An 18114-nucleotide genomic window follows, 5' to 3' on the forward strand; every position below is an offset into this window, starting at 1 on the left:
AGGCAAGATAAATCTTTTTTTATCTTACCACATCACGGATGGGCGTGAAAGCAAGCGGCATCATTTGGAGAAATGAAATTTTAGTAAAATGAGCTCGCGGTACGCAAAGGGGGATAGTTTATGACGGCAAAAGTCGCGATCATCGGTCTGGGCGACATCGCCCAAAAAGTATATATGCCGCTGCTATCGGCGGATGAGCAGGTAGAGATCGTAGGCTTGTACAGCCGAACGGCCTCGACTGTTGAACGAATCGGCCGGCAGTACCGGATCGCCGGTCAGTACGGGTCCGTCGAGCAGCTGCTGCGCCATGAGCGTCCGGATATCGTGTTCGTCCATAGTCCTACGCCAACTCATGAGGCTATCGTGATGGAATGCTTGGAAGCGGGCGTGCATGTCTACGTGGACAAGCCCCTGTGTTACCGGATCGAAGCTTCGGAGAGGATGGCTGCCTATGCGGCCGAGCGGAACCTGCTGCTTGCGGTCGGCTTCAATCGGCGCTTCGCCCCGCTCTATAGGGAAGCGAAGCGACGAATGGCTGAGGCCGGCGGGTTCGAGCTCGTTTCGGCACTGAAGCACCGTACGAAGCTGCAGTCATGTTCGGCGAAACAGACGCTTTACGACGATCTCATCCATATGCTGGACCTGCTGCTTTGGCTGGGCGGAGACGATGCTGAGGTCGGCTCGTACAAGGAGAGGACGGACGAAGAGGGGAGGCTGCTGCTGGCTTCCGGTGCATTGCGTCTAGGCGGGGACAAGCTTGACGGCACAGCCGCTCATTTTGCAATGGCGCGCCGGGCGGGCGCCGATCTGGAGAAGCTGGAGCTGCACGGCAGCGGCTGTTCCATGGAGGTAGTGAATCTGGAGAAGGCTGTGTGGATGGAGCGGGGCGTTGCGCCACAGGAGCTCGCATTCGGCAGCTGGGATACGATATGGCACCGCAGGGGCTTTGCGGGCATCGTCCGGCATGTGCTGGACACGCTGGCCGATCCGCTGACGTGCGAGGTACGGGCGGATGCCGTGCTGCCGGTGCATCGTCTGGTGGAGAGTCTGCATCCGGGGGATTAGGGGGATAGGTATCGAACCTGAGGGAACGGGATATATAAGGGATATGGCCTTCATGAGGCGCATTGTCGTGCTTGCCGGCTAAGAGGGTGCCGGTGGATGGGATGAGCGGGACGGGTCCCGAGTCATTGAGGAAAAGTACAAGCAAGGAGGCTGAAGACGATGGATAGGGATAAACAAGCGGAGCCCGCGGTACGGGAGGATCGGGTGCCGCCCGGTCAAACGGTGACGGAAGGATTCCCGGTGCTGCACTACGGCGATGTCGTGTATTACAGGGATATGAGCAAATGGGACTTGCGCCTGTTCGGACTGGTGGAAGAGGAGAGCTCGATCAGCTACAAAGAATTCATGGCGCTGCCCAAACGGGAATTCCGCAACGATATTCATTGCGTCACGACCTGGTCCAAGCTGGATAACGTATGGGAAGGCGTTGCGGTATCTACGATTATGGAACGCGTGAAGCTGAAGCCCGAGGCCCGTTATGTGATGCTGCATGCCGAGCAGGGCTGGACGACCAATTTACCCCTGGAAGATTTTCTGCGTGAAACCTCGTTCCTCGGCTTCCGTCATAACGGCCAGCTGTTGACGCCCGAACACGGTTATCCTGTACGAATGGTCGTGCCTCACTTGTACTTCTGGAAGAGCGCGAAGTGGCTTCGGGGCATTGAATTTATGGCGAAGGATAAGCCGGGTTTCTGGGAGCGCAATGGCTATCATATGTATGGCGATCCGTGGAAGGAAGAAAGATACGATTTTGAATGAGCAACGGGTCGATTTTAAAAGGAAGGTCACTGTGGCGGTGGCCTTTTTTTGTTGCGTGAAGTCGGCTGTGCTGAAGCGGAAATGGGGCGGTATCGCGCGCTTTTTGGCAAATACCTCACATGAGAACGGTCTCCTTTTACATAGAAGTGGAAAATAAAGGAGGAATTTCAATCCGGCATATGAATATCATGAGGTAGTCATGAGGCATTATGAATTTTTCTAGGTGGAAAAAGAGGACGGAGACCATAGAAACTATACCCTGATGTAACAATTTATGCCGCAATTTAAAAGTTTATGCCGCCATATAAACGGCTGCCTGGTTAAGTGCCAATAAGCTAGACCGAGCTTTTGCAGGAAGTTTGGCCTTTAACTGCATGAAAAAGTCAAATGACCGCGTGCAAGATGTTTCGTGTCAGGTATATGATACGTATTTCGATATATGTAAGATTTTTCGTTGTAGGAACGCATTTAATTATAAAAATAATAAAATGTGTAAGGAATATTGACATAAATGGTTTTTGTGTCATAGAATATGTACATGAGTTGAGAGGATGGCGATTGTGGAGCCGATGCTTGATTGGTTAAGCATAAGTGAAGCAAGGCTCCTCGAATCAAATTTCAGGTAAAGCGAGGGTGAAAGCTATGGAATTGGGATTGAATGCGATTTGGGTTATGCTGGGGGCTATTCTTGTTATTTTCATGCAAAGCGGGTTCGTTATGCTGGAGGCGGGGTCCACAAGAATGAAAAATGCCGGCCATATCGCCGGAAAAACGATTGTGGCGCTTGGTATCGTCACCCTGGTATTCTGGGCGGTCGGTTACGCCCTCATATTCGGATCGCAAGGCAATTCGCTGATCGGATGGGGAGATTACTTCGGGTTCGATGTGAAGGATGTGCCTGAGGGAAGCACGGTAGCTCCGACGGTCATGTTTATTTTCCAGCTCGCTTTTGCCGCTATTTCGATGGCAGTAGCTTTCGGCGGGTTTGCAGAACGGGCGAAGTTGTCGGCGTATCTGATCTTCGCCATCCTGTTTTCGGTGATCGTATATCCTGTGATCGCTCACTGGATCTGGGGCGGCGGGTGGCTCGCCGAGCACGGCAAGCAAGACTTCGCGGGTTCGACGGTCGTCCACTTGACTGGCGCTATGGCCGCGCTGGCTGCTACGCTGCTGCTGAAGCCCCGTCTTGGCAAATACAACAAAAACGGCACGCCCAATGCCATGCCGGGACATAACCAGGTTTTCACGACTCTCGGCGTAATGCTGCTATGGGTAGGCTGGTTCGGATTTAACGCAGGCAGTACGATCGCCGTAGGCGACGGCAGCTTCTTCGGATTTGTGGCTATCAACACTCAGCTCGCCGCTGCGGCAGGAGCGGTTGCCGCTTTCCTCATCGCCTGGTCGGTGAACGGCAAGGCCGATATCGGCGTGATGCTAAACGGCGCGTTAGCCGGTCTTGTTGCCATCACGGCATCTTGCGCCTTTGTCGAATCCTGGGCGGCGATTGTTATCGGTTTGATTGCAGGCTTCGTCGTATTCGGCAGCATGCGCATGTTCGAGAAGCTGCGCGTCGATGATCCGATCTATGCGCTGTCGGCTCACGGCACGGCAGGTGTATGGGGGACATTGTCTACAGGTATCTTTGCTACTCCGGAGCTCGCCGAGAAGGTAGGCGTAGGCAAAGCCGGACTTCTGTACGGCGGCGGCTTCGAGCAGCTGGGCGTTCAATTGATGGGCGTCGTCGTTTGCGGAGCCTTTGCATTTATCGCTTCTTACATTATTCTGGCCATCATGAAAGCCGTTATGGGACTGCGCGTCACGGAAGAGGAAGAAACGATCGGTCTCGACTTGAGCGAGCACGGAACTTACGGTTACCCGGAGCAGCTGAAGGCGGCTCAAGCGGAAGCGCGCGGCCTAGGCAGCGTGCAGCAAAGCCTGTAAGACTCTGCAACAAGTTCCTTTAGACGGTAACAAGTTCCTCTGTATAAAAACCAGCTCCTCCATCCGGTAACAAGCTTCTCCACGCAATAACCGGCTTTTCCACGCAATAACAAGCTCCCCTTACAAAGAGTCCCGATATTTCCGGTTTACTGCCGGCTATATCGGGATTTTTTGCTTTGTTAAAAGGTGCAGTTAAAATTTAGTGCTGCTGGCCGAAGTTTCCGTTTGCCGTGCGAATAGACGCCTGACTGCCCGGACAGAGAAAGCTTGTTGACCATCCGGAGTTGTTGGTATGATCATGAAGTGGCTACCGACGAGAGAAGGGCGAAGCCGCGGCGTAAGGAGAAGGGAGAGTGTTATGTCTAACTATGCGAACCAACAGACGGGCGTCGTGCCGGCGGTCTGCTCATTGGACTGTCCGGATCAGTGCGGTCTGCTCATTCATAAAGCGGAAAGCAAGATAATCAAGATTGAGGGAGATCCGGCGCATCCGGTCACGCAAGGCGCGATCTGTAACAAGGTGCGTCATTTGGCTGACCGCATCTATGATCCGAAGCGACTCCAGTATCCGCTCAAGCGCGTGGGAGCCAAAGGGGAGGGGCTATTCGAGCGTATATCCTGGGAGGAAGCCGTAGAGACGATTACTGACCGCTGGAAAAGTCTGATCGCCGGGTATGGAGCGGAAGCGATTCTCCCTTACAGCTTTTACGGGAACATGGGCCGGATCGGGACGGAAGGGCTGGACCGGCGGTTTTTCTACCGGATGGGGGCCAGCCGGCTGCAGTATACGATCTGCCAGGCAGCAGGCTCGGAGGGCTACAACTATACGATGGGCGCTAACCTGGGGACCGACCCCGAAGATACGGTCCATGCCAAGCTCATCATCATGTGGGGCATCAATGCGGTCAGCACGAATATGCATCAGGTCATGCTGGCCGAGCAGGCGCGCAAGCGGGGAGCGAAGGTGGTGGCGATCGACGTGCACCGCAATCAGACGGGCCGCTGGGCCGATTGGTTCATTCCGATCCTGCCGGGGACGGATGCGGCTCTCGCTCTGGGGCTGATGCATATTCTCTTCGCCGAAAATATGGTGGACGAGGCGTTTCTGAGCGCCTATACGGTCGGGCATGAAGAGCTGCGGGAGCATGTGAAGGCGTACGATCCGGACAAGGTGTCCGCTATTACGGGAGTGCCGGCGGACGATATATACCGGCTGGCCCGTATGTACGGACAGACGTCGCCGTCTTTTCTGCGGATCGGCAACGGGATTCAGCATCACGACAACGGCGGGATGTGCGTGCGCACGATAGCCTGTCTGCCGGCGCTTACCGGCGCTTGGCTGACCAAGGGAGGCGGAGCGATCAAGGGCAATAGCGGATATCTGGAGCATAATGCGGCGGCACTGCAACGCCCCGATTTGCTGAAGGCCCCGACCCGCCGCATCAATATGAACCGGATTGGCAGCGCGCTGCTGGAGCTGGACCCGCCGATCCGCTCATTGTATGTATATAATTCGAACCCTGCGGTCGTAGCTCCGCATGCGGGCAAGGTGAAGCGGGGCTTGGAGCGGGAGGATCTGTTTACGGTTGTGCATGACTTGTTTCTTACCGAGACGGCCATGTATGCGGATATCGTGCTGCCTGCCACTTCTTCGCTGGAGAATAAGGATTTCTTCAAATCGTATTGGCATCATTACGTCCATCTGCAAGAGCCGGTCATTGAGCCGTACGGAGAGAGCAAGTCCAATGTCGAGGTGTTCCGGCTGCTTGCGGAGGCGATGGGGTTCGAGGAGGAGGCTTTGCGGCAATCGGACGATGAGCTGATTCGGCAAGCGCTGGATTACCCGGCCAATCCCCGATTGAAAGGCGTTACGCTGGAGAGGCTGACGGAGGAGCGGTTCGTGAAAGCGGAGGTGAAGCCGTTATTCCCGGGCAGGCTGCCTACGCCCAGCGGCAAGATCGAGCTGTATTCGGCGGCTATGGCGCGTAAAGGCTACCCGCCTCTGCCGACTTATACGCCGCTTTCTGAGGGCGAAGAGCTGCCGTTCTGGTTTATACCGGCGCCCAATCATAATTTCCTGAACTCTACCTTCGCTCATAATGACAAGCATGTCCGCATGGAGCGGACGCCGAAGCTGCATATGCATGCGGCCGACGCTTCCCGGCTTGGCATCGTGAACGGCGAGCTCGTCCGGGTCAGCAACGGGCGGGGTGAATGCGAGCTGACGGCGGCGGTCGGCGAAGACGTGCTGCCAGGCGTTGTCGTCAGTCAGGGACTGTGGGCGGGCAAGGCGGGAGCCAAAGCGCTCGTCAATGCATTGACCCCGGACCGCGTTGCGGATATGGGCGGCGGGGCGACCTTCTTCTCCGGCAAGGTACAGGTGGAGAGACTGGGACGAGCCGGCGATTGAGGGCACAGGCATCAAACAGCCTCGGTAAACTGCTTTTTGTAGCGACTACAAATCAATAGGTCTTAAGCGGCAAGGAGATGGCTTCTGGATTGATCAGGAGTCATCTTTTTTTAGGCCGTTGGCAGCGTTCGGACGGAGGTAGAAGTTTCTTGTCATTCAGGGAGACGAAATGACTAATTTTGGCTGAAAGACTTGACTAAAATTTGACTTTGATACATAATGTATCGAAAATAAAGGGGGGTGTAGGGCTGTCAAAGAAACGAATCGTAGAAATCGATATTCTTCGCGGGATTAGCATTTCACTTGTCGTTATGGCTCATACCGAGGTTCCCGATATGCTTAATGATGTGCTCCGCACCTTCAGAATGCCGTTATTTTTTCTGCTGTCCGGCTATTTATTTAACGTTGCCAAGTACTACACAGCCTTCGGAGATTGGTTGAAAAGCCGTGTTATCGGCTTGCTGCTTCCCTATTTTACGGCGTGCTTCGCATTCTACGCCTTATGGTTCATTCGGGAGCGCGCAGGAGAAAGCGGCGGCTTGAGCCCATCCTATTTATTTGCCGGCATATTTGCAGGAAACGGGGACCGGCTTGCATTCAACACGCCGCTCTGGTTTCTGGTCTGTTTGTTTTGTGCGGAGCTGATTTTCTGGTGCGGCTGGAAGCTGGTTTACCGCCGGGGAGCTGCCGTTCAAACGGCCTTGTTCTTCTCGCTTTCGATCGCAGGGTATGCAGTCAGCAGATTTGCGCATCTGCCGTGGAGTCTGGATGTGGCGCTGGTCGCTCAACTATTTATGTTTGCAGGCTATAGATTGCATGTGGCCGGCTTATTTCGCTCTTACCGGTTTTCGCTGCCGCTGCTCGCGTGTTTCGTCGTGCTGTTCGGTCTTGGCCAGCTTAATGAAACGACTGTGGATATGAATCATCGGGCATACGGGAATGTCCTCTTGTTCCTGGCCGGCGGGCTGGCAGGAAGCTTTTTGCTTATGCAGCTCGTGTACTGGATAAAATCATGGTCGTGGGTTCGCCGTATATTTAGCGCGCTAGGCAAAGAGTCTTTGATGATTCTGGTCTTCCATATGGGGTTTGCGTTTGTGGTGCTGAATAATTTGAACAAATACGTGTTTGCCAACCAGCTCCACCTGAATTGGGTGGCATATACCCTATGGGGAATCGGACTGTCCTATGTCGCAGGGTTGGCGATCAATAAAATACCGGTTATCCGGTTTTTATTCAAAGGAAAGCGCTTCGTCCCGGCTGTCGAGAGGGCATGGGGCAAAGAGAAGGCAAAGACGGAATATAGTCTGCCCGCCGGCGAAAAAGCCATGTAGCCTGATGGACATCCTCTGCTTAGCTCAAGGTGGAGGAGCATCCGGCGCATCAAGTCAAGCAAGGCACGGGCTGTCTTGCAAGGGAGGCCCCATGAGTTTACGGCCATACCTACGCGAAAAACCCTTCCGATCCCGGAAATTGCGGGCTGAAGGGTTTTTGGCCTGTCATTCCTCATGACTGAATATCCAGACATCTCCCGCATTGGAATAGGTAGTGCCGGAGAAGATGCGGTCCTGGACAGAGAAGCTGTATGCCGCCAGCCAATACGCAGTAATTCGCTCCCGGCTGGTCGGGCTGTCGATCCTTGCCCGGTAGCTGACTTCGGCGCTTTGCTGGGGAGCCAGCTCGCCCAGCCAGACGCCGAGCGCCGGATCGGACCCGGGGGTCAGGCTGCTGATCGTCGCTTCCGGCCGGGATGCGGGACCGCTGATGCGCATGCTGCCCCGCACCGGGGAAGTTCCGGGAACCAGCAGGTCCTGCAAGGTAACGCTGGCCGCCGTATTGCCCGTGTTGACGACGACGCCCGTGAACGTTACCTGATCGCCCGGCTCGGCGGAGAAGGGCTGAGCGGTCAGCGTGAGGGTGATGACAGGCGAGACAAGCTCCGTTGCCGCGGCGCCGGAGCTGACGCGATCCGAGACGATGCGTTCATCCGGGAGCTGGAAGCTGTAGCCAGCCTGTGCGATGTTGACGATGGCCGGATCGCTGGGCAGGTTGCCCTGCAGCGCCGGCACGCTGACGTTGAAGACGACCGTGCCGCTCTCCCCCGGCTGCAGCAGGCCCAGCGGAATCCCGCCTTCGGGGTGCAGATTTGGCTGAGGCGCATCGTTCAAGAGAACGCTGCCCCGGACGAAGAGGACGCCTGCGGGCAGTTTGTCGGTCAATACGGCCTCTGCCGGACGGTTGCCGGTATTTGTAGCCGTGATGCGATAGCTCAGCGTCTCCCCTGGAGCGGCCAGCTTACGGTCTGCTTCCTTGACGAGCTGCAGCGCAGCCGCCCATACCGAGGTTTCCGCCGGATTGGAGGACTGGCGGTACGTGCCGCCGCCGGCCTCATAGGCAAGCTCCGCGCGGTTCACAAGCAGGCCGGAGGGCGGAAAAGCGCGGACGACGGCCCGGTAGCCGATATCGACGGTCTGCCCCGGCTGGATAGGGGGCAGCTCGATGCCGCTGTCAGGAGACGCGAAGGGCTGGTAATGCTGGCCGACCGTCACGCTGCCGGGGACGAATGCCGTACTGTCCGGCAGCTCATCCAGCAGGCGAACGTTATGCAGCAGATTGCCGCCTTCATTGACAACCGTCACGCCGTAGACGAGAAGGTCCCCGACGAAGGCATGAGCCGAGCTGACGCGCTTGGTGACGGTGACTTGAAGCTCCTTGACCGGTATCTCGACCACGTTGGAGCGGGCTGTCCCGGTGACTGAGCGGCCCGAGCCGGTGCGGAAGGCGTATTCGGCCCGGGCCTGGTTGCGCACCTGCCCGGATACGGGCAGGCTGTCGAGCATCAGCTGGAAGCTGATTCGTGCGGAGCCCGGCGGACGCAATACGCCCAGACCGATCCCGGCTTCCAGCTGAGCGCCGGGAACCGGCGCTCCGTTCACGATGATGCTGCCGGGGACGAGCCGGGTCCCTTCGGGCGGAGCGTCGAACAAGCGGACTTCGGCTTCGCGGTTGCCTTGGTTCGTGACGAGGATCCGGTAATAGATCGGTTTGCCGATGGCGGCATATTCGGTATCCGTGCTCTTGCTTACAGCGATGACGGGTCCGATGACCGGGGTCTCGACAATATTGGAATACGTCTGCCTGCTGTACTCTCCGGAATGGAAGCGAACAACGGTCTGGTTGCGAATAATCTGCGGCTTCAAGGGCTCCTGCGGCTCGGGTGTCATACGATTGTCACCTCGAAGCTTACGATAGCCGATGCCCCGGGAGCGATTGTGCCGATGAGGATGCCGATGTCGGGATTATCGCTCGGCCGCGAAACGCCGTTGACGGTGACGCTGCCCGGAACGAACAGAGCGCCTTGCTGCACCGGGTCTAAGAGAACGACATTGTTGACATTCTCAATCCCTTCGTTCGTTACCGTAATCGTGTACGTGATCGTGTCGCCGACGACGGCGTCGATGACGTTCGCCGTCTTCACGACGGCCACATCCGGAGAAGAGACGGGAATCGTAAGCGTATTGGAGACGGCTGTCCCTGTCAGCTGGCGCAAATCCGGCGGGATGAACGTGAAGGTGGCTGTCGCCTGGTTCACCAGCTGCTGAGGAGTCGGAAGCACATCGACGGTCGCTTGCAAAGTCAAGGTGACGATGACGGAAGCGCCTGGCAGCACGGTGCCGACAGATATGCCCGCCGCCGGATTGGCTCCCGGCTGAGGCACGCCATTCACTTGCACGCTGTTCGGTACGAAGTTCGCTCCCGGCGGTATCGCGTCGGTAATCGTGACGTTCGCAGCGTAGTTGCCCGTATTGGTGACGGCCAAGGAATAAGTGATCGTATCTCCGACCGTGGCATTGGTCGTATCCGCTGTCTTCAGCACCCCGATAATCGGCTGATAGACCGGGATCGTGACCGTATTGGAGGTCGCCGATCCGGAGAAAACCCCGGAGGTGAAGCTGACGGTAGACGCATTGGTGAGAGTGGCAGGACTCGGCAGCGTATTGACAGCCACTTGAAAGGCGACCGTGGCGCTGTCGCCGGCGGCAAGCGCGCCGAGACTGACGCCGGTAACGGGACTGTCGGACGGGCGAACGTTCCCGTTCACCGTAACAGTTCCCGGAATGAACGAGGTGCCGGCCGGCATCAGATCGTGCAAGACGACGTTGTTGACCGTATCGATGCCGGTATTGGTGACGGCGATGGTGTAGGTCACCGTATCTCCGACTACGGCATCGATCGCCACGGAGCTCTTTATTACGCTAAGATTCGGCGCGGATACGTTGTAGGTAAGTACATTCGAAGCGGCTGTCCGGTTGATGGTGCGGCCGTCGGGCAGCGTGAAGGCCAAGGCAAGTGTAGACTGGTTGGATATCTGCTGAGACGGCGGCAGAGCTGCGACCGTGACAGTGAATACGACGTTGACCGTCTGGCCGGGTCCGACGGTGCCGACGGTAAGCCCGGCTCCGGGATCGGCGCCCGCCTGGGCTGCTCCGCCTACGATGACGCTGTTTGGAACGAGCGGAGTTTCAGCCGGCAGTATATCGGTCAGGACGACGAAGGCCGGATAATTGCCGTTGTTGCTCACGGCAATCGTATAGGTGACCTGATTGCCCAAGGTGGCGTTGGTCGTGCTGCCGGTTTTAAGGGCGGTAATGACCGGTTGATAGACAGGAGTCGTCACCGTATTGGAGAAGGCGGCGGCGGAGAAGGCGCCCGATGTGAAGGAAACGACGGAACGGTTGCTGAGAGTCCCTGTCGAAGGCAGTGTATCGACGCTGACATTGAACGCGACGGTGACGAAGCTGCCCGGCGCAATCGCGCCGAGATTGACGCCGCTCGCGGGATTGGCGCCCGCACGGGCAACGCCGTCCACGGTCAATGTCCCCGGCAGGAAGGTGGTGCCCGCCGGTACCGGGTCGGAGAAGATCGCATTATTGATGTCGGTAATGCCTTGATTCGTGACGATGACGGTGTAGGTTATCGTATCGCCCACTGTGGTCGAGGTGGTGGCGGTGCTCTTCACGACGCTGACATTCGGCGCGGATACCGGGACGGTCACCGTGTTGGACAAAGAGGTTTGCGTAAGCGTCCTGGTGTCGGGCAGCGTGAAGGAAACGGTGCCCGTTGCCTGGTTGGTCAGCTGTTGAGAGACAGGCAGCACATTAATAACGACTGCGAAGCTTGCGGTGACGGTTGCCCCCGGATCCAATGTGCCTATCGTGATGCCGGTGACAGGATTGGCCCCGGGCTGAGGCGTCCCCCCTACGCTCACGCTGTTCGGCTGGAAGGTCGTGCCGTCCGGAATCGGGTCGGTCAGTACGACGAAACCCGGGAAGTTGCCGGTGTTGCTGATCGTGAACGTGTAGTTCACCGTGTCGCCGACCGTAGCGTTGGCCGTGCTCGCTGTCTTGGCGATGGAGATGATGGGCTGCAGCACCGGCGTCAGCACGGTATTCGAGAACGAGGTGCCGGAGAAGGTACCGGATGTAAAGGTGACGGACGACTGATTGGCAAGCTGGCCGGACGCCGGCAGCTGATTCACCGCGACGGCGAAGGTGACGCCGACGGTTCCCCCGGCCGGAATCGAACCGAGGGCCACTCCGTTGTTGGGGTCGGCATTCGGTATCACGACGCTGTTCAAGGTGAAGCTGCCCGGTACGAAGGTGGTGCCGAGCTGGACAAGGTCGGAGAAGACCACGTTATTGACCGGTTCTATCCCGCTGTTCGTAATGGCGATCGAGTAAATGACCGTATCGCCGGGGGTGGCGTCGATCGCGGCGGTGCTTTTGACGACTGTGACATTCGGGGCCGACACCGGAATCGTCAGCGCATTCGAAAGCGCCGTCCTTTGGATGGTTCTGCCGTCGGGAGGGGTGAAGCTGACGGCGGCTGTCGCCTGATTCAGCAGAATCTGGGGATTCGGCAGCGAGTCTACGACGACGGAAAACCGGACCTGCACGCTCGCCCCCGGAGCGATCGTACCGGCGTCGATCCCGGTGGCCGGACTCGCGCTCGCCTGAGGAATACCGCCCACGATCACGCTGTTCGGCAAAAACGAGGTGGCGGCGGGGATCGTATCGGTCAGCGTCACCTGGGCGGCAATATTTCCGTTGTTGGCGACCGTCAGCACATACACAATTGTTCCGCCTACGGAGGCCTGCGCGATATCCGCGCTTTTGACCACTGTGATGTCAGGCTCAAATACCGGGGTAAGCGTCGTATTAGAGGATGATGTCCCCGAGAACACGCCCGACGTAAAGCTGACTGTCGACTGGTTGACAACTTGCGGAGTCGTTGGCATGCTAATCCTCACCTCATAAGTTACGGTTACCGAAGCGCCAGGCGCCAAGGTTCCGAGTGGAATGCCGGTAGTCGGATCGACCGCTGGGAAAGGGCTGCCGTCCACCCGCACGGTGCCCGGGATAAACGCCGTGCCTGCGGGAAGCTGAGTGCTGTACACGATGCCGGAGGCCGGCGCGTCGCCGGTATTCGTGACTACGGCGGTGTAGAAAAGATTGTCTCCTCTCACCACATCTCCGGCGCTCGCGCTAAGCGACACCGCAATATGGGGGGATGACACGGGAAGAACAACGGTGTTCGACAGACTGCTGCCGTTCATCGTACGGTTATCCGGCAGGGTGAAGCTGTAAGCCGCTTTCGCCTGATTAACGAGCTGTTGGGAGGGGGGCAGCGAGCTGACGATAACTTTATAGGTGACGGTGGTCGATGAGCCCGGCTGAATAATGCCGACGACGATTCCCGAAACCGGATCTTCTCCCGGCTGGGGGCTGCCTCCCACGATCACGCTGTTGGTTATAAAGGTTGAGCCGGGAGGCACGTTGTCGGTCAAGGTAACATAAGCGGGATAGCTGCCGGTATTGCTGACGACAAACGTATAGGCGAGCTGGTCTCCGATCCGTGCCGCCGCCGTTTCCGGACTCTTGGCGATGTTGATCACCGGCTGGTAGACCAGCGTGGTGACGGTGTTGGAGTAGGAAACGCCGGTGACCGCACCCGAGCTGAAGCCGATCGCGCTGCGATTGGCCAGCTGGGCGGAGGCGGGCAGCGATTGCACGATAGCCTGGAACGTCACCGGCACAGGTGTGCCCGGACTCACGCTGCCGAGCAGAATGCCCGTCTCGGGATTCGCAGCCGGGGAGGGGCTCCCCCCGATCGTTACGCTGCCCGGGACGAAGGCGGCTCCTGCAGGTATGATGTCTGTTAAATTCACCCGAGTGACAGGGGTGATCCCGTTGTTGCTGACGACTACAGTGTAGGTCAGGATATCGTTGACGGCCGCGCCGGCAAGATTAGCGCTTTTGACGACTGTTACATTCGGATTGGACACCGGAATGACGACGGTATTGGAGCTGACAGTCCTGTTGACGGTGCGCCCGTCCGTCAACGTATAGGTGTACGCTCCGAAAGCCTGGTTGGTCAGCTGGGGAGGCGAGGGCAGCGTCTGAACGGTTACAGCGAAGGTGACAGTCGCCGTTCCGCCCGGCGTGAGCGTCCCCGCCGGAATTCCTGTGAGCGGCGAGGCTCCGGGCAGAGGAACGCCGTTCAGCGTCACGCTGCCCGGCACAAAGGCCGATCCGCCCGGGATCGTGTCGGTTAAGGTCAGGGCGGCCGCCGCATTGCCGGTATTGGCGGCGGACAAGGTGTATACGATCGTATCTCCGACCGTTCCCGCAGCCTCGCTGGCGCTCTTGCCGAGTATGATCGCAGCGGTCGAGACGGTCGTCACGACAGGGGAGGAGCTTGACGTTCCGCTGAGCACGCCGGATTGATAACTGACATTGGCCTGATTGCTCAGCTGTCCGGACGGCGGAGTGGCATCCACCCGCACCTGGAAGGAGACCGTTGTTGTCGTGCCGGCCCCAAGCGTTCCCAGGGAAAAGCCGAGCCCTGGGTCTGCCGTCGCTCGCGGAGTCCCGTTCACGACCGTAGAGCCCGCGACAAATACCGCTCCGGCCGGAATGGCATCGGCAAATACCGCACTCGTAACGGCCGCCGCCCCGCTGTTTGCGATAGCGGCTGTATATGTAAGAATATCTCCGACGGTCGCCGCCGTCAGGCTTACGCTTTTGCTCACCGTGATGTTCGGCAGCGATACCGGCAGCGTCAAGCTGTTGGAAGCCGCCGAGCCGGATACGGTCCGGCCGTCGGGCGGCTGGAACGTATAGCTGGCTGTCGCCTGATCCGTCAGCTGGGGAGGCGAGGGCAACGTATTGACCACGACCTGGAAGGTGACGATTGCCGAGCCGCCTGCCGGCACGACGCCGATCGGGACGCCGCTTACGGGATTGGCTCCGCCGACCGCCGTCCCGTTGACGGTCACGCTGCCGGGGATGAAGGTGCTGCCGGCGGGGATGTTGTCGAACACCGTCGTTGTTGCCCCCGCATTGCCCGAATTGGCGAGCCGGATCGTGTAAGTGACGGTTGTGCCGACGGCAGCGTTGGCCGTATCGGCGCTTTTGACCATCGCCAGATTGGGGGAGTAGACGATAACGGTGGCCGCGTTGGATGGAATGACGCCTGTAATGCTGGGTCCTCCCGCCACGCTTTGAAAGGTGAAGGCTGCGTTGGCCTGATTCACGAGCTGCTGCGGCGAGGGCAGTGAGGCGATTCTGGCCCGGTAAGTAACGGTGACGCTGCTTCCGAAGGCAACGGTGCCGATCGGTACGCCCGTCACAATATTGCCGGCAGGCTGCGCCGCCCCCCCGACGGTGACAGAACCGGCTGCAAACGCCGACCCGGCGGGAAGCGGGTCGGACAGCACGACGCTGAATGCGCTCGCTGTCCCTGTATTGCTAACAGTGACTGTATAGGTAATCGTATCGCCAACTATGCCGCCCGGGACTGACGAGCTTTTGGCCACGCTGATTTTGGGTGCATTGATATCGACCTGGATCGCGTTGGCGTTCAGCAGGTAGGCATCTCCCGATGTCGTCAGCCTGAGCACGGCCGAGGTCTGATTGTTGACCAGCCGGGCGGATACGTCAACGTTCGTGATATCCCAGCCCTGCCTGCCTGCGCTGATGTTGGTCCCGGGCGCTCCATTGGTTTGGTTTCGCGTCCCGAAGGTGCCGGTGGTATCAAGCTGGCCGGCGTCGTTATTAATTTGGGAGGCGAAGAAATTGTTGGCGAAATTGTTGGGGCCGGATAAAGCGACCAGCGAATTGGCGGCAGGTCCGAATAAAGCCTGGTCGCCCGTGCGGTTGGCATCGCCCTCCTGCGCGCTGAACAGCGCCCTGCCCCCGATCACGCCGGTTATCGGCGTAGCAAAGCCCGTCAGCGTAGTCGTGACAGGCTCAGAGTTAGCCTGAATCAGGATAGCGCCCGCCCTTAGCGACATATTGCGGAACGGGAGCGACGGATTCTGGTAGATGACGCCAAGCGTCCAGCCGGCATTACTGATCGTTGAATCGCTGACGACGATCGTTCCGACGACCCGGCCGACGGTATAAAAGCCGCCTCCGCTTTGCTGGATGATGGTCGTTACATTAGCCGAGCGGACATACGCGAGACCGCCGCCGATATCGACATTATTGGCGGTGGCCGTATCGGGCAGTACATTGAAGGTGGTGCCGCCGGGCGTAGTCAAGGTAACGGCGTCATTAATGAAGGCGCTCAGATTCACGGACTCGACATTATATGTGCCGCCCCAGATCAGCTCCGCATAAAGCACTGAGCTGCCGGCCGGCAGCACCAGATTGGCGGCGGAGCTGTTGTTCAGATACTGGTTGGTCGTTCCGAACGGATATGTTCCGTATCGGGAAGAGGTGTCTACCGTGACGAAGGCGCCGATGCTGTCGATCGTCCCGGGGACTCCTGCCGTTGCTCCGCGGCTGAGACCAAGCGTATTGCCTGTAAAGGTGATGGCTCCGGTTGCATTTACAGTCGCTCGAACGACGAGCGGCAATGGCATTCCCTCCCTGCTTGATAAGTGTGAGACATCCTGAAAATCCGGAGAACTTGAGGCCGGTGAGCCGCCCCCGATCGGCTGCAGGCCCGCGTTGTTCACCGGATTTCTAAAGTAAGATTGGTTTGGGGGTATAGGGCAGCTCCTGCTGTGTTCGCCACTGTTAGCTTATGACTCGGAGGAAGAGGAATATGCGAGGAATCCGGGGATAGCTGCCAGATTTTGCGCGGATAGCGCCGGCGCGGGCCGGCTCGGTCCGGGAGCCTCGCGGCTCTTGCCGGTCAAGGCCGGCAGACACTGCAGAGTCTTGCTCAGCCCGCATAACGGCGGAGGCGCCGGCTAGCGCTGGCGCGGACCGGCGTGGGTCTGCCGCCGCAGCTTGCGTCTGGATGCTTGGGCCTGTTTGCCGGCGTTTCTCGCAGATGTGGCGTCAGGAGACGCTTGGCCGGCAAGCTCAGGGGAGCCGGGAGCAAAGGCAGCATCCGCTGCGGCTGCAGCCTGATGCCGCTGCAGAGGAAGGTGACTGGCGACAAGCTGACCGGAATGCGGGCTTTGCTTTGCTTGCTTGTCATCCGCCGCCAGGGCGGCAACGCCTTCTTCCGGCGACTGCTGCCTGTATTCCCTCAGCCCATGAGGCTCCGGATAGCGCTGTCTGGACATCCACAGGAGTTCGGCTTCGGAGATGTCCTTTTTAATCACGACCAGATGATACATAATCTCATGGACGACATTGACCTGCAGCTCCTTCAGCATGCTGAGCTCTTCCGGCTCGTACAAGGGAGAACGGTAAAGCGAGTCGTACAGCAGCTCCATACGCAGCAGGCGGAAATCGTAGGGGATGTCGAAGTCGTCGTAGTCGATGACAAGCGGACTGACCGCCGTATGCGGAGGCTGGAAGAAGCGCTCTCTGCCCGTCAAGTACCGGGGGGTGTATTCATCAAATTTTTGCTTGATATACGGATTGGACATATGGCGGAAATGATGGGCGTACGGCGCGAGAATACAGATGACGGCCTTGTGTACGCAGATGCGCGCGATTTCCTTCAGGACGGTCTGCAGGTTGTCGACATAAGGCAGGCTGCGGCTGGCCATGACCAGCTCGACTGAGTTGTCCGGCAAAGGAATTCCGTCATTGAGATCGCATACGAGGTCTACCCCGGGGCCGCCCTGCTTGTCGAGGCCGAAGAAGCCCGGCTGTTTGCGCGCGCCGCAGCCGATATCCAGTTTCATTGGGGTATCACCTCCCGGAAGCGGATGTCTGTGCTATATAGTATGGCAGCGCGGGGGGCTGGTCTGTGCGGTTGTCCGGGGGATCGGAGGAAACGATTTTCATCAAGAAGGGGTCTTCGCGGCGAAGGACTCCGCCCGGGAGGTTATCTTCTCGTCCGGATGATGGTAAGATGAAGGTATGAGAAAGTCAAGCAAGCTGAACAGTTATGAAAGACAAGAGGAGAGACAGCAGACATGAATAATGAAATCACCAATAACTCCGCTGCAGGCACGGCCGACCGGGAGGAAGCGCGCAGGCTGCTGGATGAAAGTCCCGACATTGTGTTCGAGGAGCGGCTGAGGCTGGAGATCGACGAGGAAGCTGCCGGATTCTGGATGAAATTCACGGCGGAGTGGGGCGGAGCCCTCTATTTGCTTGACGAAACGAACAAGAAGCGGTATGAGCACGGGCTGCTGGATGAGGAAAGCTATGAGTGGGCGCGCCGCTGCTACCGGCTCGGGCTGATCGGACTCAGCGAGCTGTACGACCGGTTAAAGGCATGGACCGAGGAGGAGAACCGGGACGAGCGTTTCCTTTATGCGATGAATTCGATCGATTGCTTCCTTGTCCCCGGCTATCTGGACGACTACAGCCGGGTGCATGAGGCGGGGGCGGACCTTTGCAGACATTGGATCGGCGAGATCCGGGAACGGCTGTCATCGCAGGCTCCGATCGAGGAAGCGGTCGCCGCTATTCATACGATGGCGAGCGAGTATATTAAGCGCATGCATCTATATGCGGCAGGCTGAC

The 18114-nt window shown here is 58.3% G+C and carries 9 protein-coding genes; 6 read left to right on the forward strand and 3 right to left on the reverse strand.

Going from position 1 to position 18114, the window contains the following annotated elements:
* Window positions 1-120: 120 nt before the first annotated feature.
* From BLR08_RS24890 to BLR08_RS24910, 5 genes are all read left to right on the forward strand, one after another.
* Window positions 121-1065, forward strand: a complete 945-nt coding sequence (locus BLR08_RS24890; protein ID WP_072330978.1) for a Gfo/Idh/MocA family protein — start codon at window positions 121-123, stop codon at window positions 1063-1065.
* Between the two features lie 159 nt (window positions 1066-1224).
* Complete coding sequence (locus tag BLR08_RS24895; RefSeq protein ID WP_072330976.1) at window positions 1225-1824, forward strand: sulfite oxidase-like oxidoreductase; 600 nt, start codon at window positions 1225-1227, stop codon at window positions 1822-1824.
* Window positions 1825-2466: 642 nt separating this feature from the next.
* Window positions 2467-3765, forward strand: coding sequence for an ammonium transporter (locus tag BLR08_RS24900; RefSeq protein ID WP_072330974.1), 1299 nt, complete (start codon window positions 2467-2469; stop codon window positions 3763-3765).
* Window positions 3766-4123: 358 nt separating this feature from the next.
* Entirely contained in the window at window positions 4124-6175 is a 2052-nt protein-coding gene (locus tag BLR08_RS24905; RefSeq protein ID WP_072330971.1) for a molybdopterin-containing oxidoreductase family protein, read from the forward strand.
* A 209-nt stretch (window positions 6176-6384) separates the two neighbouring features.
* A complete protein-coding gene (locus BLR08_RS24910) occupies window positions 6385-7506 on the forward strand; it encodes an acyltransferase family protein (protein ID WP_256257648.1) in 1122 nt (373 codons plus the stop codon).
* 165 nt (window positions 7507-7671) lie between these two features.
* Here BLR08_RS24910 and BLR08_RS24915 read toward each other — a convergent pair whose 3' ends face one another.
* From BLR08_RS24915 to BLR08_RS24925, 3 genes are all read right to left on the reverse strand, one after another.
* The gene (locus BLR08_RS24915; RefSeq protein ID WP_072330960.1) at window positions 7672-9396 is read right to left on the reverse strand and encodes a COG1361 family protein; all 1725 of its coding nucleotides are present in this window, start codon (window positions 9394-9396) and stop codon (window positions 7672-7674) included.
* Window positions 9393-16100: a DUF7507 domain-containing protein gene (locus BLR08_RS24920; protein WP_072330958.1), complete on the reverse strand. Its 6708-nt coding sequence runs from the start codon at window positions 16098-16100 to the stop codon at window positions 9393-9395. The genes BLR08_RS24915 and BLR08_RS24920 overlap by 4 nt, the downstream gene beginning before the upstream one ends.
* A 333-nt stretch (window positions 16101-16433) precedes the next feature.
* A complete protein-coding gene (locus BLR08_RS24925) occupies window positions 16434-17324 on the reverse strand; it encodes a methyltransferase domain-containing protein (protein WP_072330955.1) in 891 nt (296 codons plus the stop codon).
* Window positions 17325-17558: 234 nt separating this feature from the next.
* Between BLR08_RS24925 and BLR08_RS24930 the strand changes: the two genes are divergently transcribed.
* Window positions 17559-18113 carry a hypothetical protein gene (locus tag BLR08_RS24930; RefSeq protein ID WP_072330953.1) on the forward strand — a complete coding sequence of 185 codons (555 nt, stop codon included), beginning with the start codon at window positions 17559-17561 and terminating at the stop codon, window positions 18111-18113.
* Window position 18114 lies beyond the last annotated feature (1 nt).

The organism is Paenibacillus sp. cl123 (assembly GCF_900101595.1).
In the GTDB taxonomy this organism is placed as follows: Bacteria; Bacillota; Bacilli; order Paenibacillales; family NBRC-103111; genus Paenibacillus_G.